The organism is Stieleria sp. JC731 (assembly GCF_020966635.1).
Classification (GTDB): Bacteria; Planctomycetota; Planctomycetia; order Pirellulales; family Pirellulaceae; genus Stieleria.
This window is the reverse complement of sequence record NZ_JAJKFQ010000001.1, coordinates 1718053-1735781: the sequence shown is the minus strand read 5'-3', so window position 1 is coordinate 1735781 and position 17729 is coordinate 1718053. Positions and strand designations below refer to the sequence as shown.

Annotated in this window: 11 protein-coding genes; 7 read left to right on the top strand and 4 right to left on the bottom strand. The window is 53.0% G+C overall.

Features of this window, described 5'->3' with window-relative positions:
• Positions 1–325 precede the first annotated feature (325 nt).
• Together LOC67_RS05880 and LOC67_RS05875 are read left to right on the top strand one after the other, a co-directional pair.
• On the top strand, positions 326–1660 hold the full coding sequence (locus LOC67_RS05880) for an integron integrase (RefSeq protein ID WP_230261569.1): 1335 nt from the start codon (positions 326–328) through the stop codon (positions 1658–1660).
• A 414-nt stretch (positions 1661–2074) separates the two neighbouring features.
• Positions 2075–4228, top strand: a complete 2154-nt coding sequence (locus tag LOC67_RS05875) for a mechanosensitive ion channel domain-containing protein (protein WP_230261568.1) — start codon at positions 2075–2077, stop codon at positions 4226–4228.
• Between the two features lie 1146 nt (positions 4229–5374).
• Here the strand turns inward: LOC67_RS05875 and LOC67_RS05870 are convergent.
• The gene (locus LOC67_RS05870; RefSeq protein ID WP_230261567.1) at positions 5375–6778 is read right to left on the bottom strand and encodes a PDZ domain-containing protein; all 1404 of its coding nucleotides are present in this window, start codon (positions 6776–6778) and stop codon (positions 5375–5377) included.
• Positions 6779–7086: 308 nt separating this feature from the next.
• On the opposite strand from LOC67_RS05870, the gene LOC67_RS05865 reads away from it, so the two are divergent.
• From LOC67_RS05865 to LOC67_RS05845, 5 genes are all read left to right on the top strand, one after another.
• On the top strand, positions 7087–7560 hold the full coding sequence (locus LOC67_RS05865; RefSeq protein ID WP_230261566.1) for an ATPase: 474 nt from the start codon (positions 7087–7089) through the stop codon (positions 7558–7560).
• Positions 7561–7722: 162 nt separating this feature from the next.
• Positions 7723–8997 carry a hypothetical protein gene (locus LOC67_RS05860; protein ID WP_230261565.1) on the top strand — a complete coding sequence of 425 codons (1275 nt, stop codon included), beginning with the start codon at positions 7723–7725 and terminating at the stop codon, positions 8995–8997.
• Positions 8998–9175: 178 nt separating this feature from the next.
• Positions 9176–10111, top strand: a complete 936-nt coding sequence (locus LOC67_RS05855; RefSeq protein WP_230261564.1) for a FliG C-terminal domain-containing protein — start codon at positions 9176–9178, stop codon at positions 10109–10111.
• 65 nt (positions 10112–10176) lie between these two features.
• Entirely contained in the window at positions 10177–11964 is a 1788-nt protein-coding gene (locus LOC67_RS05850; RefSeq protein ID WP_230261563.1) for a M28 family peptidase, read from the top strand.
• Between the two features lie 17 nt (positions 11965–11981).
• Positions 11982–12860 carry an alpha/beta hydrolase gene (locus LOC67_RS05845; protein WP_230261562.1) on the top strand — a complete coding sequence of 293 codons (879 nt, stop codon included), beginning with the start codon at positions 11982–11984 and terminating at the stop codon, positions 12858–12860.
• A 6-nt stretch (positions 12861–12866) separates the two neighbouring features.
• Here LOC67_RS05845 and LOC67_RS05840 read toward each other — a convergent pair whose 3' ends face one another.
• From LOC67_RS05840 to LOC67_RS05830, 3 genes are all read right to left on the bottom strand, one after another.
• Positions 12867–14558 carry a sulfatase gene (locus LOC67_RS05840; RefSeq protein ID WP_230261561.1) on the bottom strand — a complete coding sequence of 564 codons (1692 nt, stop codon included), beginning with the start codon at positions 14556–14558 and terminating at the stop codon, positions 12867–12869.
• Positions 14559–15049: 491 nt separating this feature from the next.
• Entirely contained in the window at positions 15050–16354 is a 1305-nt protein-coding gene (locus LOC67_RS05835) for an HTTM domain-containing protein (RefSeq protein ID WP_230261560.1), read from the bottom strand.
• A complete protein-coding gene (locus tag LOC67_RS05830) occupies positions 16351–17097 on the bottom strand; it encodes a hypothetical protein (RefSeq protein ID WP_230261559.1) in 747 nt (248 codons plus the stop codon). The genes LOC67_RS05835 and LOC67_RS05830 overlap by 4 nt, the downstream gene beginning before the upstream one ends.
• Positions 17098–17729 lie beyond the last annotated feature (632 nt).

The window sequence follows — 17729 nt, the reverse complement described above, 5'->3', positions numbered from 1 at the left end:
GGCCGCGTTCAAGCACAACTATCAGACGGTGAATTCAATTGCAGCGATCAGCTAACAGTTGCCACGTGAGATCAGATGGGCCGAATTCAGTAGCGTTGGATTCAAGCCACAACCATCCGCGCGAACTTCTAATTATTGTGACATGGTACGCGAATATTGTAGGCAAAGTCTGTAGATGATGTGCACATAACACATTCCACCCGAAAGAAGGGATGTAAAAAGCATTTGCAAACCCCTCTACAGAAGCTATGTTGTCAGCCTCTTCTCTTTAGGACGCCAGGAGGTTGCTGTGAGCGTGGAACGATTTGTTCAGTGCCTTAGTGTGATGAACCTCAACGACAGTGATGCCAAATGGTTTCCCAAGTGGTTTGCGGCCTACTATTCCTTCCCTCCGGTGTCTCGAGCCCGATCGAAGAACCCTGGATCGAGAAATGCTCCCGTCACGGAAGAACTCGTCATCGAATTCTTGAAGGACCTTAAGAACCATCGTCAACCTGCTTGGCGACGCCTTCAAGCAGCTCGCGCTCTAGAGTTTTACCAAGGGATCATCCTGCGGTGTAATGAAGTCGATTTTCGTCCAATTCGTGAAACCCTTCACGTCTGGGTCAACAGGGAGAAATGCATCCCTGATGGATGCGGCGAATACTCTCCTGACCTGGTCGCTGGTGAAGGCAACGCTGGTGTTATCGATGATCAAGAGCCTAAATGCATTCAAAGAATGCGATCAACACTAAGACGTCTCCATCATCCCAAAAGCACTGAAGACGCCTACGTTGGGCAAGTTAAAAAGTTCATCCGTCATGTCGGAGATGAACGGCTCGAAAAATTCGGTGAACCCGAAATCGGTGACTTCCTGACAGACTTAGCCATCAATCGCGATTTCGCTGCAAATTCGCAGAACCAAGCGTTGTCGGCATTGCTGTTCTTCTACGGCAAAGTCCTTGGTCGAAACTTGCACTTCATCAATTCCATTCAAGCAAAGAAAAGTACGTACCTGCCCGTCGTGCTGACACGCAGCGAGATCGAAGAACTGTTCAGCTATATGTCCGGCAGCTATCGCCTGATGTTCTTGATCATGTACGGTGGAGGCCTGCGTCACCGCGAATGCCGGACTTTGCGTCTAAAAGACATTTGCCTCGAAAAACGGACCATCACCGTTCGTGACGGGAAAGGAATGAAGGATCGAGTCACTGTCCTTCCCGACAGCGCCGTCCCAATTTTGGAAGTTCAAATCGCCAGCGTTCGAGCTATCCACCAAGGCGACCTAGATGACGGATTGGGTGAAGTTTACTTGCCGTATGCACTCGCTAAAAAATATCCGCGAGCGCAGCGTGACCTCGCTTGGCAATACCTATTCCCCTCCCCAAAAATTTCGCGTGATCCGCGAAGCGGACGAAAGCGGCGGCATCATATCCACGAACGAACGTTTGCTTACCACTTCAAAAGAGCATTGGATCGAAGCGACATCCTCAAGAAGGCCATCCCTCACTCGCTGCGTCATAGCTTCGCAACACACCTGTTAGAAGATGGGGCTGATATCCGCACGGTGCAAGAATTACTGGGACACAAGGATGTTCAAACCACCATGATCTACACGCATGTAATGAACCGGCCCGGCATCAGTGTTCGCAGTCCGTCGGATCGACTGGGACTTCTTTGATAACAAAGACAACTCCTGATCGCAGGCAGGTCTTTTCGACCTCTTGCTTTTCAGGTTTGATCTCTCGCAAAGTCGCTCCCAACTTCACAGTACCGGCCGAGAAGAACGCTACCTTCACGGAGTGCAGGGCGACAATAGACAATGCTTCATCCCATGTCGGTCTTTTGGACCTGTTGATTTCCAGGTTAGATCTCTCACACAGTCGCTCTCAACTTAACAGTACCGGCTGGGAAGAACGCTGCCTTCACGGAGTGAAGGGCAACAATAGACAATTGCAGCGAAACAAGACGGCGATTTCGTAGTTTGACCGTGGTTTGTGACACTGGTGTTCATCCAACGAGCCAGACTTGGCGATGCCTCGTCATGTAGACAATGCTTCCTTTCCTGTCAGAATGACCGGCAGGAGGACGGCATATGGACTTTCAAAATCATCACATTCGCGTGATCTTCGCAGCGTCATTCGCTGTGCTTATCTCTTTCTCGCAACTGGCAATCTCGCAAGAACAGTCTCCAGATCCTGGCGATGTCTCAGCTGATCAAACGGCTGCCGAAAGTGACACCAACCAATCGGCCTCCAGCGATGCGATCCGATCCGCGATTGAATCTCAAATCGATGCGATCGTCACACAGCAGAAATCAGCTGCAACAAGGCTGAAAGATCTTTCTGCGGAAAAATTGGAAGCGGAGCAGACACTTCAGCGATTGAAAGACAGCGGTCTTGATGACGCACCACCGTATTCGATCATCCTGCTTGATGAGATCCACGACAATTTAAAGAGTGAACGTGAACGGCGGGACCTGATACAGGCCGGCATCCTTACCGCTCGCGAAGCCGTCGAAACCACTCGAGTTGATCTGGAAGCCAAGAACCGCGACCTACGCCAGCTAAAAGAGCAACTTCCTGAAACCGATGGGCGCATCATTGTTGCTGAGGCGGAAGTTCGATTGGCGGAGGAGACCCTGACACTGCGACGGCAGGAATTGTCGATCGAGGAGGCGACGGAGAAGAAACGTGACTTGAAGTCTCAAATCGAAAAGTTTCGATTGGATGTGGTATCGAGCAACGTTACGTTCACAAAGTCTGAATTGAATGAACAACTTGCTGAAATTAAAGTCCGCGAAAGCGAACTTAAACGTCGCTCTGCACTACTGAAGTCTGAAGCGAATTATGCCGAAAACCGTTGGCTGCAAAGTCGCCAAGAGCTTGATTCGTCAACGGCTCCCAACCCGATTCTTCGAGAACGAGTTGAGGCTCTCAAAACGGCTCAACAATCAACAGAACTGGAAAGCGCTGTCATCAACCAGCGATTGCAGCGTTTACCTTGGATCCGAACCGCCTGGGAACGACGGTATGAGTTACTGAAAGGCGATGTATCTAGAATCGATCGTCGAGACTGGATCGATGAGACCTATCAGTGGCAACAGACACTGGATCGAGAACGTCGAGCCAGAGAATTAAAGCTTGACGAGGTTCGTAATTCGCTGGGCAACTTAACCAGTCGCCTGGAAAATCGAGGTGAACTGGATCCGCAACTTGTACGTTGGATCGAAGCGCATCAGGCTTCGCTGAATCGACAGATTTCGATCTATAACGACAGTTTGATCGCGATTCAAAATGCGGCCAGCGTTCTTGGGAATTTACTGATCCAGTTGGAAGGCGGCCCCAAACGAACGTTCGCTGAATGGGCAGCCGATAGCTGGCTGACCGTCCAGCGGTTTTGGAACTATGAGCTAACAAACGTTGACGATACTTCGTTAACCGTTGGCAAAATCGTTAGCACGTTGCTGTTCCTTTTCTTTGGTTACTTCGCGGCGCGTCTGATCAGCGGATGGCTAGGAAGTCGCCTTCCACGTTTTGGTGTCGAGGAAGCAGGTGCACATGCGATTGAATCTCTTTCGTTCTACGTGTTGCTAATCTGCTTTGGCTTGGGAGCACTGAAATACGCGAGTGTGCCGCTAACCGTTTTTACCTTCCTTGGTGGAGCAATCGCGATCGGGGTCGGTTTCGGAAGCCAAAACATCCTGAACAATTTCATTAGTGGTCTTATTTTGCTAGCCGAAAGGCCGATCAAAGCTGGCGACTTGATCATGGTGGATGACACCTACGGGAACGTCAAATCGATTGGTGCTCGAAGCACCGTGATCCGCACCGGTGAGAACTTGGACATCATTATTCCGAATAGTAAATTCCTGGAAAACAACGTCGTCAACCTTACCCGGCGTGACGATCGGCTACGGACTTCGATCAGCATTGGAGTAGCCTATGGATCGCCGTTGGAACGAGTGATCGAGTTGTTAGAGCAAGCCGCGGTTGAACACGAGTCGGTTCATGAGCGACCGAAACCGTTTGTCTGGTTCAACGATTTTGGAGACAACGCTTTGGCGTTCCAAGTCCATTTTTGGATTAACGCAAGGACCGTTGTTCAGCGCAAGAAAATCGAAAGCGAAGTCCGGCTGGCGATCGACCGGCTGTTTCGTGAAGCGGATATTGTGATTGCGTTTCCGCAGAGAGATTTACATATCAGTAATTCGGAACCGATTGAATTTCGGATGGTCGATCGAGGGTGATCGGATATTTGTGGCGGATGATTTTTTTAACCGCGGCTAACGCCTTTGCGGCTCAGGAAGCATCGAACGGAGTCGTTATCGTGTTAGCGGCGGTTTCTTGTAAGCAACCATGTTAGACACTTAACCGCGGCTAGCGCCGTTGCGGCTCAGGGGGAAACGAACGGAGTCGTGATCGTGTTTGCGACGGTTTCTTGTAAGCAACCATGTTGGACACTCAACCGCGGCTAGCGCCGTTGCGGCTCAGGGGAAACGAACGGAGTCGTATTCGCGTTTGCGACGGTTGATGGATTGGGCCGTGCGGGCAGGCGAAGCCTGGAAGACAACGTTTGCGAGGAATTCATCACAACATCAGCCGCTGAGCGTTAGCTCGCGGTTTACTTCAGCGCGATCACTTAACCGCGGCTAGTGCCGGTGCGGCTCAGGAGTGTGGAAGGGCCATTGAAGAGTTGAGTCGTTATCGTGGTTGCGGCGGTCAATGGATTGGGACGTGTGGCCAGGCGGAGCCTGGAAGACAAGGCGTACGAGGCGGGAGCCTCGCACGAGCGTTGATGGGCAGCCAAGTTTAGAGAGCACCACTTAACCGCGGCTAACGCCGGTGCGGCTCAGGAAGCATCGAACGGAGTCGTTATCGTGTTAGCGGCGGTTGATGGATTGGGCCGTGCGGGCAGGCGGAGCCTGGAAGACATCGCATGCGAGGCGGGAGCCTCGCACGAGCGTTGATGGGCAGCCAAGTTTAGAGAGCACCACTTAACCGCGGCTAGCGCCGTTGCGGCTCAGGAAGAAACGAACAGAGCCGTTATCGTGTTTGCGGCGGTTTCTTGTAAGCAACCATGTTAGACACTCAACCGCGGCTAGTGCCGTTGCGGCTCAGGAGTGTGGAAGGGCCATTGAAGAGTTTTGCCGTTATCGAGTTAACGGCGGTAAATGATTGGGACGTATGGGCAGGCGGAGCCTGGAAAACATTGCGTACGAGGCGGGAGCCTCGCACGAGCGTTGATGGGCAACCAAGTTTAAAGAGCACCACTCAACCGCGGCTAACGCCGTTGCGGCTCAGGTGAGAATAAAATCAGGGGCAGCAGGCGGAGCCTGGAAAGCATTGTATGCGAGGCGGGAGCCTCGCACGAGAGTGGTGAAACGTGCTTGGCACTACTGATCGGAATCGAGCTTTGATTTTAGTTCACGCAATCGTTCGTTGAGCCGGTCGATCTCACTTTGGATTTCAGTCTTGCCGGCCGTTTCTTTGTCGGAGTTTTCGGTTACCTTGACTGGCTCCGGAAAGTCCTGCTCCAACGACAACACATCGACTTCCTTGGGCGACGGCAACTCATCAAAATCCGCCTTCGCCGGAATCTTACTTGGCTCTGTTGCTGCACCAGCACCGAAGCCGCCGAACATTGAACCGAAGCCGCCAAGGATTGACTTACCAGTCGACGCGTCACTTGCCGAGTTGCCGGAAGCAGTGTCGCCGGAAGCAGTATTCGATTGACTTTGATCGATCGCGACTTGCACTAAGTCATCGTTGCGAATCACCCCTAGCTCATAAGCTTTTTCCAATGAGACGATCTGCTGCTGTAGCGCGGCTTGGTCAGCAACCATGCGTCCGTTGATACTGATGATTCGATCGTTGACTTTCAAACCACTTGCCGCACCGATTTGGCCGGGAAGAAGCGATGTGACGACAACACCTCGCTGACGTCCGGCTGATGCGACTTCGGCACCTAAGCTAGTTAGCACAGAGACGCTCGCCTTGGCCTGCTGGCGATCTTGCTGCTGAGGATTGACAACTGCCGAAGGGGGATTATTGATCTCCATTCCGACTTGAGGAGCGTTCAAATCTAGAGGCTGAGTTGCTGCGGGTTTGCCGGACCGACTGACCAAGACAACGTCGATGTCTTTGACCACGCCGGCTTGTCCGATACGCAGCGTGACCTGATCGCCGGGGCTGTACCGCACAAGCTCCTTCGCCAAGTCCGCGATCGTTGGCGTCGACGCTTGGTTGATCATAAAGATGAAGTCGCCTTCACGAAGCCCAGCCCGTGCTGCTTCTGAATGTGGCAATATGCTGGTGACTTGGATTCCCGAGTATCGTCCGATGCGTCCATCAGCACCCGAGATTCCGATCGAAGCTTTCTGTTGGTCGGTGTCGACTGGTTCGAGCGGCTGCAATACCGACGCTCCGAAACCCCCGTTTGCTGGTGAACGTTCAGCAGACTGCGGTGTTACCGCTGGAGCCATTGCAGGTTCGCCGGACTGCTCCAAATCACGCCCGTCGGAACGGACGCCCCCCCCAGGCTGGTTGCGGTATTGAGATGCCGGGTTGGGCTGCAATCGCGACAGTGGAGCTACCGTGGGCTGCCCCGCAGCATCCTCTTTCGCGTCTGGATTTTTGTCTTTGTCACCCGCAGCCGGTGGCTGCTGATTTTGCAATTGCACACTGATTCGCTCGCGCAATCGCTGCAACAAACGCTGTGCCTTCGCTTCAGATGTGGATCCAAACGCGAATGCTGTCAAAACAATGGAGCCGAGGATTACTCGATGAGGACGCTTCATAAAATCGAATGGGAAGGGACCGCGAAACAGATTGCCAATCCATCTTAAGCAGGCAGTCACCAATAGGGGAGTCTGTAGATCCAGTCCGAGCGAGAACTCTGCGTAAGTTTCTCTGCTGCCGGCGGATAGCGTTTTTGGGTGCTGGCGTACAGGGTCGACATCAATCCAGAGTCATAGCCCCGTCTGAACAAAATCGCCGCAAAACGAAGCCCAGTGAGCTGATCGGGGTTGCCGTCAGACGGCTTCAACCACTATGCCCCACATAGGACGCCGAGTGAACTTGAGTCAAAGTTGTGATTTTTAAGCGAATGACTCGGCAAGCACCTGATTCCACTCACCAAGTGATATCGGAGCCTAGTATGGCCAGCGGATGGATCCAGCCTAATCAGTGTCGCAATCTTCTTGTGCTCGTCGAATCGGTCACTGCGCCGTTGTTGATTGACCATTCCGCCCCAGTCTGCCTGGAAGTGGACATTGACGTCAGCGTTCCGGTCCCGTGCGACAACACGCGTGCAGCCGACCTGATCACCGCGATCAGCCGTCAAGCGTTGGAAGCGATGCCTGACGGCGGCGATTTGATGATCACCGCGTGCTGTACGGAAAATGGCGTCGAGCTGGAAATCGCTGATAGCGGGATGGACACAAACCATCGAGAACGAGCATTGCCGATCGCGGCCGCAGCTGTGGGTGCTGATCTGAAATGGCAAAACTGCCCTCAAGGCGGAGTCGCGGTGACGATCTATTTCCCAGCCAAATCTGCTCAAAGTCGACTGGCCGCCTGATCGCGTCTGCGAGTATGAACGTGGTTACTGTTACACGATCCGTTTGCTCGCCAAGAATCTCGTAATCGCATTTTGCCAGCCGTGTCCGGAATCAATCTCGCACAATTACCGATCGCAAAAATCGTCATCGCTGGTATATGCGTGGCTATGATTCTGATCGGTATGTCGCTGATCCCAATGCGACAATCGGCGAGTGAAGAGTATCCGCTTTTGGGAGGTCGCCAGTTCAGTCGAGCACAACTGGATGAACTGGATATCGCATTCAGCGCCGCAGGCCTAAATGGCTACCATCGTCGAGACGGACGAATCTGGGTCGCACCTGAAAGACGGCAGGAATTTCTTGCGGTGGCCAAGCAGGCGAATGCGTTGCCTGTTGATCTGACCGAACCAGAATCTGAATCGCCCACGGGCTTTGAACTTTTCCTGTCTGAATCGCAACGCAAATCGCAGCAGCAATCGCAGAAGACTCGTGAACTGGGCACGAAACTTTGCGCGTTTCCGGACATCGCCTGGGCAAGTGTTGACTACGATCAAAAAGTCCTCGGTGGTTTGAACCAAGAAACAATTCAGTCCGCCAGCGTTGTCATCATACCGAGCAATGAAAAGCCACTTTCGCCAAACCGTATCGACATGATCCGGCAATGCGTCGCTGGTGCTTTTGCAGGAATGACGGTTGAACAAGTGACCGTGACTGACACAACCGCATCCGAATCTTACAACGGAAGAATCGACGAAGAGAAACGGGCGCAACGTCATATCGAATACGAGATGGAACAGAGACTGGCGGATCTGCTGGTCGGTTTTGGAAATGTTCGCGTCGCAGTGATGCATTCTCCCGTCACATCGGAATCAGGCCAACAATCGATGCGGCCTCACGTATCGATCGCCGTTTCTGAATCGCAGTTCCACCGCCAGTGGGCCCGAGACTACCGAGCATTGAACCACAATGTAGACTCGATCCCTTGGCCTTCGGACGCGCAACTTGCCACCTCACGCGATCGTGTCATCGCGAACGTGACCGAAGTGCTTCGTCCACTCGTTGGCGATGCCAACGACAGCCCATTGATTCATGTCTGTGGCTACCCCGATTCGATTCCGGCCTCTCAATACGGTAGCGCTTCGGACAAAGAAATCTCGCTGGAAGACGCCAAAGAATTTGCGGCCAACAATATCCCTTTGACGGTATCGGTCGCACTGCTGCTTGCTGTCACGCTGTTCTGCTCGGCAGCCGCATTGCGAATGCGAACGCGAGAAACTGATCCGACGTCGGCTGGGTTTTCACAGTCACTGAAATCCGGGAATCCGACGAAGAAGACAGCGGATAACAGCCGCAAAGCTGAAGACGGATCGATCCGAGATGACTTGACAGAACTGATCGAAGCGAACCCGGAACTGGCTGCACAAATTGTTCATCGATGGATGGCAGAAGCCGCTTAGCTCTTAAGCGGACATTGTCTCAGCCTTAGATTCCAGCACCGCGTCAAGGCCGATCCCGACGGTCGTTCGCGAATCGCCCGCAACATAGTATCGAACAATACACAGCGAATAAAAATCAAACTTCGAAGTTACAGACTCGTGATTTCGAAATGGACAGCAGAGTTGATGGAGCAACTCCATGCACGACCTAGAAACCGACGAACGACATCTTGCCACTCGGCAAATCGCAATCTTGCTGCAAGCTCTGCCCGCGCGCACCCACCGCGTCCTCGTTGGGCAGCTTAGCCAAGACGACAAGCTGGAAATCAATCAAAGGTTGAAACAACTGGGTCAGTCTGACCCGCTTGAACAGTATCGTGTCATGAAGTTGCTACGCGAAGAGTTGCAGGCGGGCACGAATGATGCCGAACGTGTTGAGTCGGAAATCCAAGACGAAATCCAAATCGGTCGAGCACGTGTCTCGCGAAAGCGACGCACAGGAAGCAGTTACCTCTCTCCAGAAATAAAATCGAAATCGGCTGAGTCTGCTGAAACACCACCGCCAGTTACAAACCGTATCGCCAACACTGCGAAGCAGAATCCATCGACCGATTCAGATGCGACAACTGACGAACCGGTTTACCAAGTCAGCTCGATTCGTTTTTCAGATTTTTATCAATCGCAAGCCGTTGGTGTGATGCCTGCGTCCGGTTTGTTTGGTCAGACAAATCAAGAATCGCCAGAACAACGCTCCGAACGCAGTTCGTCAGACTACCAAGACTTGCGTCCACCAAGACTTCGTCGCTCGACCGCCACGACGGACTCAGATCAGTCGATCGGTGAAGACGAACTACTGCGAGAGATCGACAAGTTCTTGCAACAGCTTCCGCCACGTGAACTGTGTCGTGCCCTAGCCATGGTCACGACTCGCCAAGCCTTTCTTGTTCTCTGTGGACTCCCTAACGAAAAGGCAGAAGCGGTCTTGGCTTTGTTGCCGCGACGAAAAGCGAAAAAGGTTCGAAGCGATATGCGAAGCATCGGACCGCTACAGCTTTCGGACATCGATGACGCAAAACGAGTCTTGGCCGAAATCGCAATCGAACAACAGAAAGACGACTTATCCGTCGCTGCCTAATGTTTGGTTCGTGAATGTTTCTATCGTAGCGGTCTGTCGATCCCAATTTGCCAAAGCGATAGCGGTTGGCTGAAACATCCAAGGTATTGCCACGTCAGGCAATTGGATATCCTGGGACACCGTTGTTCAGTTTGCAAATTGACACGTACGGGAAAAGCTCGTTGCGAGAAAAACGCATGCTTGTCGCCGGCGGAATGCTTTTCGTCTGCCTGGCACTGGGACTACTGACTTATCGCGGCCCGGCCCCACTGGGTACCGATGCTTCAGGCAATGTGCCTTCAGCCGGACGCATGCGACAGGATCTAAACGTGTTGCTGGGTGATCCTCCTCTTCAACACTCTGCCGGGACCATTGAAGGCGAGGCCTTTCTGGATCGACTCGAAAGGATGCTCGCTGATCGTGGTGCGGAGACCAAACGCATCGAGATCCCGTTCGACCTTTCAAAACAAGATTGGCATCCGTCAAGCCGCATCAGTTTGTTGCCAGACGACACCACCCTAAAAAACCTACTGGCAAGTTACCCCGGAACCGATCCTTCGCTGGCGCCGATCTTGATCGCGACTCACCATGACTCATGTCCTTGGGGGCCAGGTGCTGGCGATGCAGGGTCTGCAATCGTTGCGATGACGGAGTATGCCAGGATCCTTGGTCGGAATCCGCCGCAAAGGACAACTCATTTCCTATTCACCGACGGCGAGGAATTTGGTTTGCTGGGCGCGCATGCGTTGTACGCTCATAAAGCCCTTGCGATCAGCGAACCGGCATTCGTCCTGAACTTTGATGCGCGAGGCACCCGTGGTGGAGTCCCCATGTTCGAAACCTATCAAGGGAACCGAGCGGCTGTCACAACGCTAATCAATGAACTGGCCTATCCAAAGATTACGACTTCGCTGGCAGTCCTGATCTATCGATCGCTCCCCAACGCGACCGATTTCGATGTCTTCCAAGGCAACTTCGGTTGGGCTGGATTTAACTTTGCGACCATTGGCGGTGCAGAGTATTACCACACGCCACAAGATGTTCCGGCGAACCTGAGTGATCGCACATTGCAGCATATGGGAAACCATGTCGCGTCAATGCATCTTGCCCTGGACCCACTTTCCGAAGAGCAACTCGCTACTTTTAATGGCGATGACGCCAGACGTGATGCAGTATTCTTTGACGTCTTTGGAATTTATGTCATCACAATTGAACCGATGACACAATTGCTACTAGCGGCTTTTTCTTTGTGCCTGATTGGTCTGAAAACGATTCGATCCAGTAAGGCTCGCATTCTGCGATCGATACCGCGATTGTTTGGACTGGCAGTACTCGTCATCCTTGCGAGTGCGATCATTGGTGGGATCAGTTTGCTGGTTCTCAAGATGACACCGTACCGAAACCTGCGTTACACGCCGGTCGATTTGCAAGCGGGTCTAGTGACAGTTCTTTTAGCTTTGATCGGAACGACGCTTCTGGTCGACAAACTTTTGTCTCGATTGTTCCCGACAGATACCGACTTGGACTTTGTCGCTGCGGTTTGGTTGGCAACGAGTCTACTTGCCACAATTGTTGCTTGGCTGATTCCCGCGGGCGGATACCTGCTCGTTTTCCCCTCGTTGATTTATGCGGTTGCGGTTAATCTTCCGCGACTCGAAAGGCTTGCCGCTTGGCTAGGATGGATGTCGTTCTGCATCCTATTGGGACCGACACTCGTTCTGTTGGTGCAAGCGATCGGCCCTTGGAACCAGCCTATCTATGCCGCGATCGCTGGCCTATTGACGATTCCAATGGCAGCCGCTTGGATTGGTGGTCAAGCAGATCGATCGATTGACAACGCCGTTAAATCCAAAGTTCTCGCTGAAGCGACATAGGCCCCTAAGGCACAACAATGTCAAATTCCGACGACCTGAAATCTGATCCAGATAGCCAGACCCTCCAGCCCAGCACGCTTGCTCGGTGGAAACGACGGACCGTCGTCTGCGTGCGAACTCTGATCGCAGTCTACGTGGTCATTCTATTGACGATGGTTTTGATGGAAGCGAGACTGCTGTTCCCTGCAGCCTACCATGACGTCAGTCCTAGCGCCGACTCGCTCGCCTCCGCCTGGACCTATTCGTCAACTGACGGTTCACCGATCATCGGCCAACTCTTCGAACGTCCTGATGCCGAACGAACCGTGTTGTTTCTTCACGGAAACGCGACGTTTGCAAGTCGCCAAGCTGAATTCGCGAAACAGCTCAGTGGTATCTTCAATGCCAACATTCTCGTCGCAGAATACCGAGCATTTGTTGACGACGAGGTCACTCCATCGGAATCAAACCTGATTGCCGATTCAATCGCAGCCTTCGATGCACTCCGTGACCACTACGAACTGAATGACCAAGACATCATCGTTTACGGTCGATCACTCGGCGGGGGATGTGCAGCGGCGATCGCGGAGCAACGTCAGATCGAGCACCTGGTGCTTGATCGAACATTTGACTCTGCCGCTAACGTTGCAGCCGGACGCTACCCATTCATTCCGGTCCACTTGGTCATGAGCAACCAATTTGATTCGATCCGTCGCCTGAGATCGTTCGAGGGAAACTTGATTCAGTTCCATGGAGAAACAGACGAAGTCATCCCTTTCGAAAACGGTCGGAACTTGTATGAAATGGCTTCAACTGCGAATAAGCATTTCATACAACGCGATGAATTCGGGCACCTAAAGCCGATCTCTGATGAAGTACTTCGCGAGCTATTTAGCCATTTACCGTCGACGAAGTGAGTACCGTCAATCGCCAACACTCCGCTGTTCGGCTTCTGCTTCGACCGTAGCTTCGATATCGGGCTCGTCTTTTTTGCTTTTAGAATTGCCCCGTACGCCATCTGGAAGTGGCTCAAAGTCGGTCGGTGAAACCCAACCCGCTTTTAAGTCTTCACCTGCCATGAAGCGTTCATAGAAATGGTCGCTCGCCGGGGATGTGTATTCGTAGTTATCGAACACCGATCCGTTCCCTTGCATTCGCGGATCGCCTTGGGCGGTCAACTCAGTTTCCATTTGTTGACGTAACTGTTCCAAACGTTCCGCATTGTCACTGTTACCGACCAAGTTATCCACACAGTCGGGATCACGACCGACATGATAAAGTTCTTCCTGAGGACGTTTCCCAAAGCAAAGACGCCAAAACGTCGTTGCGGTTCCGCTCCTTCTTAAATCCAAAACCTCAGTCTTTGTAGGTCCGCCGTCGCAGTTCAAATAACCAGTCTCGGGGTTTCCGGCTGGCCAACGATCGACCTCGTAATTTCGAATGTAGAGCCAGTCGCCTTTTCGAATACCGCGTATCGGATAGCCACCTTGATTCGGACGACCAATATCATGCCGCTCCTTTCCGACCAAGACGTGGTCACGGTCGGCGATAGGTCCGTCAGCAGCGAACACGTCCAACAAATCACGACCTGTCATCGGTTGCATACTTGGCCCAGGATCCTCGATTCCGGCCGCCTTCAGAAACGTTGGTGCCAACGCGGTAAAGTCAACAAAGTCACCGACAACTCGTCCCGAATGCTTGATTCCAGCGGGCCAGCGGATTGCCAGTGGAATGTGATTTGACTCGTCATACGCTTGACCTTTCGCACGTGGAAAAGGCATCCCGTGATCACTTGTGGCAACAACGATCGTGTTGTCCAGTTGCCCTGCTTGTTCGAGATGTTCAAGGATGCGACCAAGATGGTTGTCGTAGTGCTCGACTTCTACGGCGTAGTCCAACATGTCGTTTCGAATCGTCTCATTGTCGGGCCAGTAGCTAGGCACACGGTCGATATCTTCCAACTTTTTCCCCAGTCGAACACCTGCCCCATATTCATATCCACGGTGAGGTTCGGTCGTGCCAAACCAAAATGCCCACGGTTGATCTGCGGGCGATTCGGCTAGAAAGTCTGCGAAGTTCGATGCGTAGTCATTGTTGGAAATCATCGCCGCTGGCGGCTTTGCTTTGCGTTTTGCGAAATTTTTGCCGGTGATGCTCCGCCGGTTTCCGTCTGCATCGTTCGCGATCCCTGGCCCCCAGCCTTTGCCCGTGTATCCCGTGAAGTAGCCGCTTTCGGATAAACGTTCGACATAGCCACCGAATTTCGCAGGGAAGAAACACATATGGTTCCCCGCTTCCTCGAGTTGCCATGAATACCGTCCAGTCAAAATGATCGCCCGCGAGGGTGCACATTTCGCATTGGGCGTGTACGCATTATTGAAAAGTAATCCCTCCCGAGCGATCCGATCGAAACTGGGTGTGTTGACCCACGCACATCCGTACGCACTGGCATGCCCAAACGACCAATCGTCAGCAATCGCGAAGAGGATATTAGGACGTGAAGCTTGCTCCGCATGAGCCTTTGTCGCAGAGGTCGCCCAAAGAAACAAACAAAGGGCTGATGAGAAGATCGAAACCAGAGGGGACGACGGTGCAAGTCGAAGTACCAATGTCATCACTACAGCCTTCGCGTGTTTTTGGGGAATTTGCCAAGGCGTAGGATAACCGAAAGCGAGTCGTTGCGTCGGTTTTGAAGAGAAGGGCAGTGGTGGGGATTTCAAACGCGGCAAAAGGGAAAGCACACTGAGCCGAATTCGCGTTAGCGACGGTTGAGTGATTCGTAGCAGGCGGAGCCTGGGAGACATCGCATGCGAGGCGGGAGCCTCGCACGAGCGTTGAGGGAGACAAGAGAGAAGAAACCGCGGCTAGCGCCGATGCGGCTCAGTAAAAAGCAAACTGAGCCGGATTCGCGCTAGCGACGGTTGAGTGATTCGTGGCGGGCGGAGCCTGCAAGACGTCGCATGCGAGGCGGGAGCCTCGCACGAGCGTTGAGGGAGACAAGAGAGAAGTAACCGCGGCTAGCGCCTTTGCGGCTCAGGAAGAGGGTGGGCAGGGAGACGCACAATGAGCCGTGATCGCGCTAGCGACGGTTTCTTTGCGTTTCGTCCTACTCGTCGTCTTGATTTGGCTTTTTGCGATTTCGTGCCCGCCGCTTCTCTACCAAATCCTTGATCTTTGCTTCTCGCTGCCGCAACTTTTTGACGCGAACCTCGTACTTCGCTTCTCGTTGCTTCAATGCCTTGTAACGACGATTGATTCGCTCGGCGGCCTCGCGAATTTTCTGTTTCTTCTTTTTCAGCCTTTCCCGTTCATCGGCAGACAAATCCGGGTTTTCCAGCTGACGATCCAATTCACTTTCACTCGCCACCAAGGCTTCATCTTCGGACAGTTCTATATCAACCCCGTGTGTTTCGTCAGCGAGTTTGTCTTCCCGCGAGCGGAATAGATTCGGCGATAGAAAGATCCCATTGGCAACAATCATCATCGTCCCAAAAGTAATCATGCCAAGAAACAACGCGATCCCGCCGTGAACCATGACAGCGATGCCAAGGACAAATGGCCGAGTGACGCGAGGCCAAACGAGAGCACAATAGAAGACTTCCCAAAATAACGTCGCATTGGATAGCGCCGAAATGATCGCGGGATACCTGGAAAGCCAAGTCATATTCAGCGATTGATATTCGAAATTCGAAACGGCATACCAAACGGCCATGCCATTCCACCAAGTCTCGCCGCGTGCTTTGGAAAGCCCACCAAAGAGATAAATCACACAAAGATGCAACTGCAAAAGCCGAGTCGCGATATTTGCCGCGACACTGGGCGACGCATCGGGCAACAACCAAGCCACGAATCTTGAGCCAGCAGCCCCTTCGACAAATCGCTTTCGCAACAACGCATCAACCGAAAAGCATGCGCCACTGGGTGCGATCACGAGATACATGGTGATGTAGGTAACGATCTGATCGAGACCGAAAAGCGCGCCTGTCAGTCGATGCAAGTACATCAACTGCAGAAACAAAGCGATCGGAACAACGATCCGAGTTCCCAAACCGATTGTCATCGCAGCCATGATCACCAACGTGATTGCGTGGTGAGCGTATAACAGCGTGGGGCTTTCGATATGCCACAAGTAACTTCTTGCCCAATCGTTGGCGCCGAACGCTCCGTCATGAAGCTGCCTCGCCATCTCGCTGTTGATCCAGCCATTCGGGCCGACGAAGTCCAACAGACTTCCTAAAAGCACAAGATGGCAATAAAACAACATCGCACCTGCCGCGATACGCATCGCACATAAGACATGCGGCAACCGTGGCGTAAACCAGAACCGATCCCAGACGTCAAACCACTTCGAAAGTGATTCCGAATAGGACCCGGCCTGATCAGATGTCGCTTGTGTTGGCTGATTTGTCATCGCGAAACCTCTTCGGATGACTCGAAAGATTGCGTCTGGTTCGGCTGAGTTTTCGGGGCCGGGATCTCTTCGGTGGAAACGTTTTCAGGTTGACTGGAAGAGGGTGCAATCTGGTCTGAGAAGACCGGTTGATCGAGCAGTAGGTTGTAAAGCCTTGGGTCAGTCAACTCGATGGGCTCGGCGACGAAGTCTGCGAGTGCAGGAAGCCCATGTTCGATCCGACGGATCGCAACCTCGCGTCCTTCGTTGACCGATTTGAGGTGATCCACCATCGATTGACGAATGAATTCATATCGTGCCCGTCGCTGCTGCCAATATTCAGCCGCCGCGCGATCGGTTTGAAACATTTCGTCCGGTGGCCCTGGCGGCCAATAGCTTTCGTGCAAAAATTCAGAAAGCATGAAGTGACGGTGATACAGCAGACGAGGCCACTGTTGTTTCAAATCAGGAAACATCTGCTCCGTGATGCTTCCGTCGGAATCGATGATCGCCGCTTGGATTAGATGACTCGGCCCGGGATCGGGTGCAAAAAACGCATATCCCCGATTCATATGCAAGAACTCGCCGTAGCCTTCAAAAGGTTTTATTAGACGACTGATCATCGGCGATGGCCCGTCGACCGTCATCGTCTGGAACGCCAGCGGAGGCAGCGCCACGGCAAGCAAATGGAACACGATGACCGCACTGATCAATAAACGTTTGCGTTTAGAAAGCAGAATGGGTTGCGAATCGGTCGACGGCATCAAGCTTTCGCAGCGAGAGAGTGGGGGTCTTGATCAGGTCATTACAGATTAATCTGATCGACGACGAAATGCAGTGCGGACAGAAAAGTTCTCGCCCGTTGCGATTCGCTCCTAGTGGTGCGTGATTATGGCAGAGCGAAGAGTCCGTTTGCAGGTGTCGATGCCGAAGCGGGCAGGGCATCCATACTGAGCCGTAATCGCGCTAGCGACGGTTGATGGAGTCGATGCCGTGGACAGGCGGAGCCTGGAAGACATTGCATGCGAGGCAGGAGCCTCGCACGAGTAGCGGGAAAGCAACTTGCTCACGTAACCGCGGCTAGCGCCGAAGTGGCTCAGGACATCCATGCTGAGCCGAATCGCCCTAGCGACGGTTGATGAAAGTAATGCCGTGGACAGGCGGAGCCTGGAAGACATCGCATGCGAGGCGGGAGCCTCGCACGAGTAGCGGGAAAGCAACTTGCCCACGTAACCGCGGCTAACGCCGAAGCGGCTCAGGACATCCATACTGAGCCGAATCGCGCTAGCGACGGTTGATGGAGTCGATGCCGTGGACAGGCGGAGCCTGGAAGACATTGCATGCGAGGCAGGAGCCTCGCACGAGTAGCCGGAAAACAACTTGCTCACGTAACCGC

Bases quoted from the DNA above. Each gene is read 5' to 3' on its own strand.
- LOC67_RS05880 (WP_230261569.1), top strand. From the start codon at position 326: ATGAACCTCAACGACAGTGATGCCAAATGGTTTCCCAAGTGGTTTGCG.
- LOC67_RS05875 (WP_230261568.1), top strand. From the start codon at position 2,075: ATGGACTTTCAAAATCATCACATTCGCGTGATCTTCGCAGCGTCATTC.
- LOC67_RS05870 (WP_230261567.1), bottom strand. From the start codon at position 6,778: ATGAAGCGTCCTCATCGAGTAATCCTCGGCTCCATTGTTTTGACAGCA.
- LOC67_RS05865 (WP_230261566.1), top strand. From the start codon at position 7,087: ATGACTCGGCAAGCACCTGATTCCACTCACCAAGTGATATCGGAGCCT.
- LOC67_RS05860 (WP_230261565.1), top strand. From the start codon at position 7,723: ATGTCGCTGATCCCAATGCGACAATCGGCGAGTGAAGAGTATCCGCTT.
- LOC67_RS05855 (WP_230261564.1), top strand. From the start codon at position 9,176: ATGCACGACCTAGAAACCGACGAACGACATCTTGCCACTCGGCAAATC.
- LOC67_RS05845 (WP_230261562.1), top strand. From the start codon at position 11,982: ATGTCAAATTCCGACGACCTGAAATCTGATCCAGATAGCCAGACCCTC.
- LOC67_RS05840 (WP_230261561.1), bottom strand. From the start codon at position 14,558: ATGACATTGGTACTTCGACTTGCACCGTCGTCCCCTCTGGTTTCGATC.
- LOC67_RS05835 (WP_230261560.1), bottom strand. From the start codon at position 16,354: ATGACAAATCAGCCAACACAAGCGACATCTGATCAGGCCGGGTCCTAT.
- LOC67_RS05830 (WP_230261559.1), bottom strand. From the start codon at position 17,097: ATGCCGTCGACCGATTCGCAACCCATTCTGCTTTCTAAACGCAAACGT.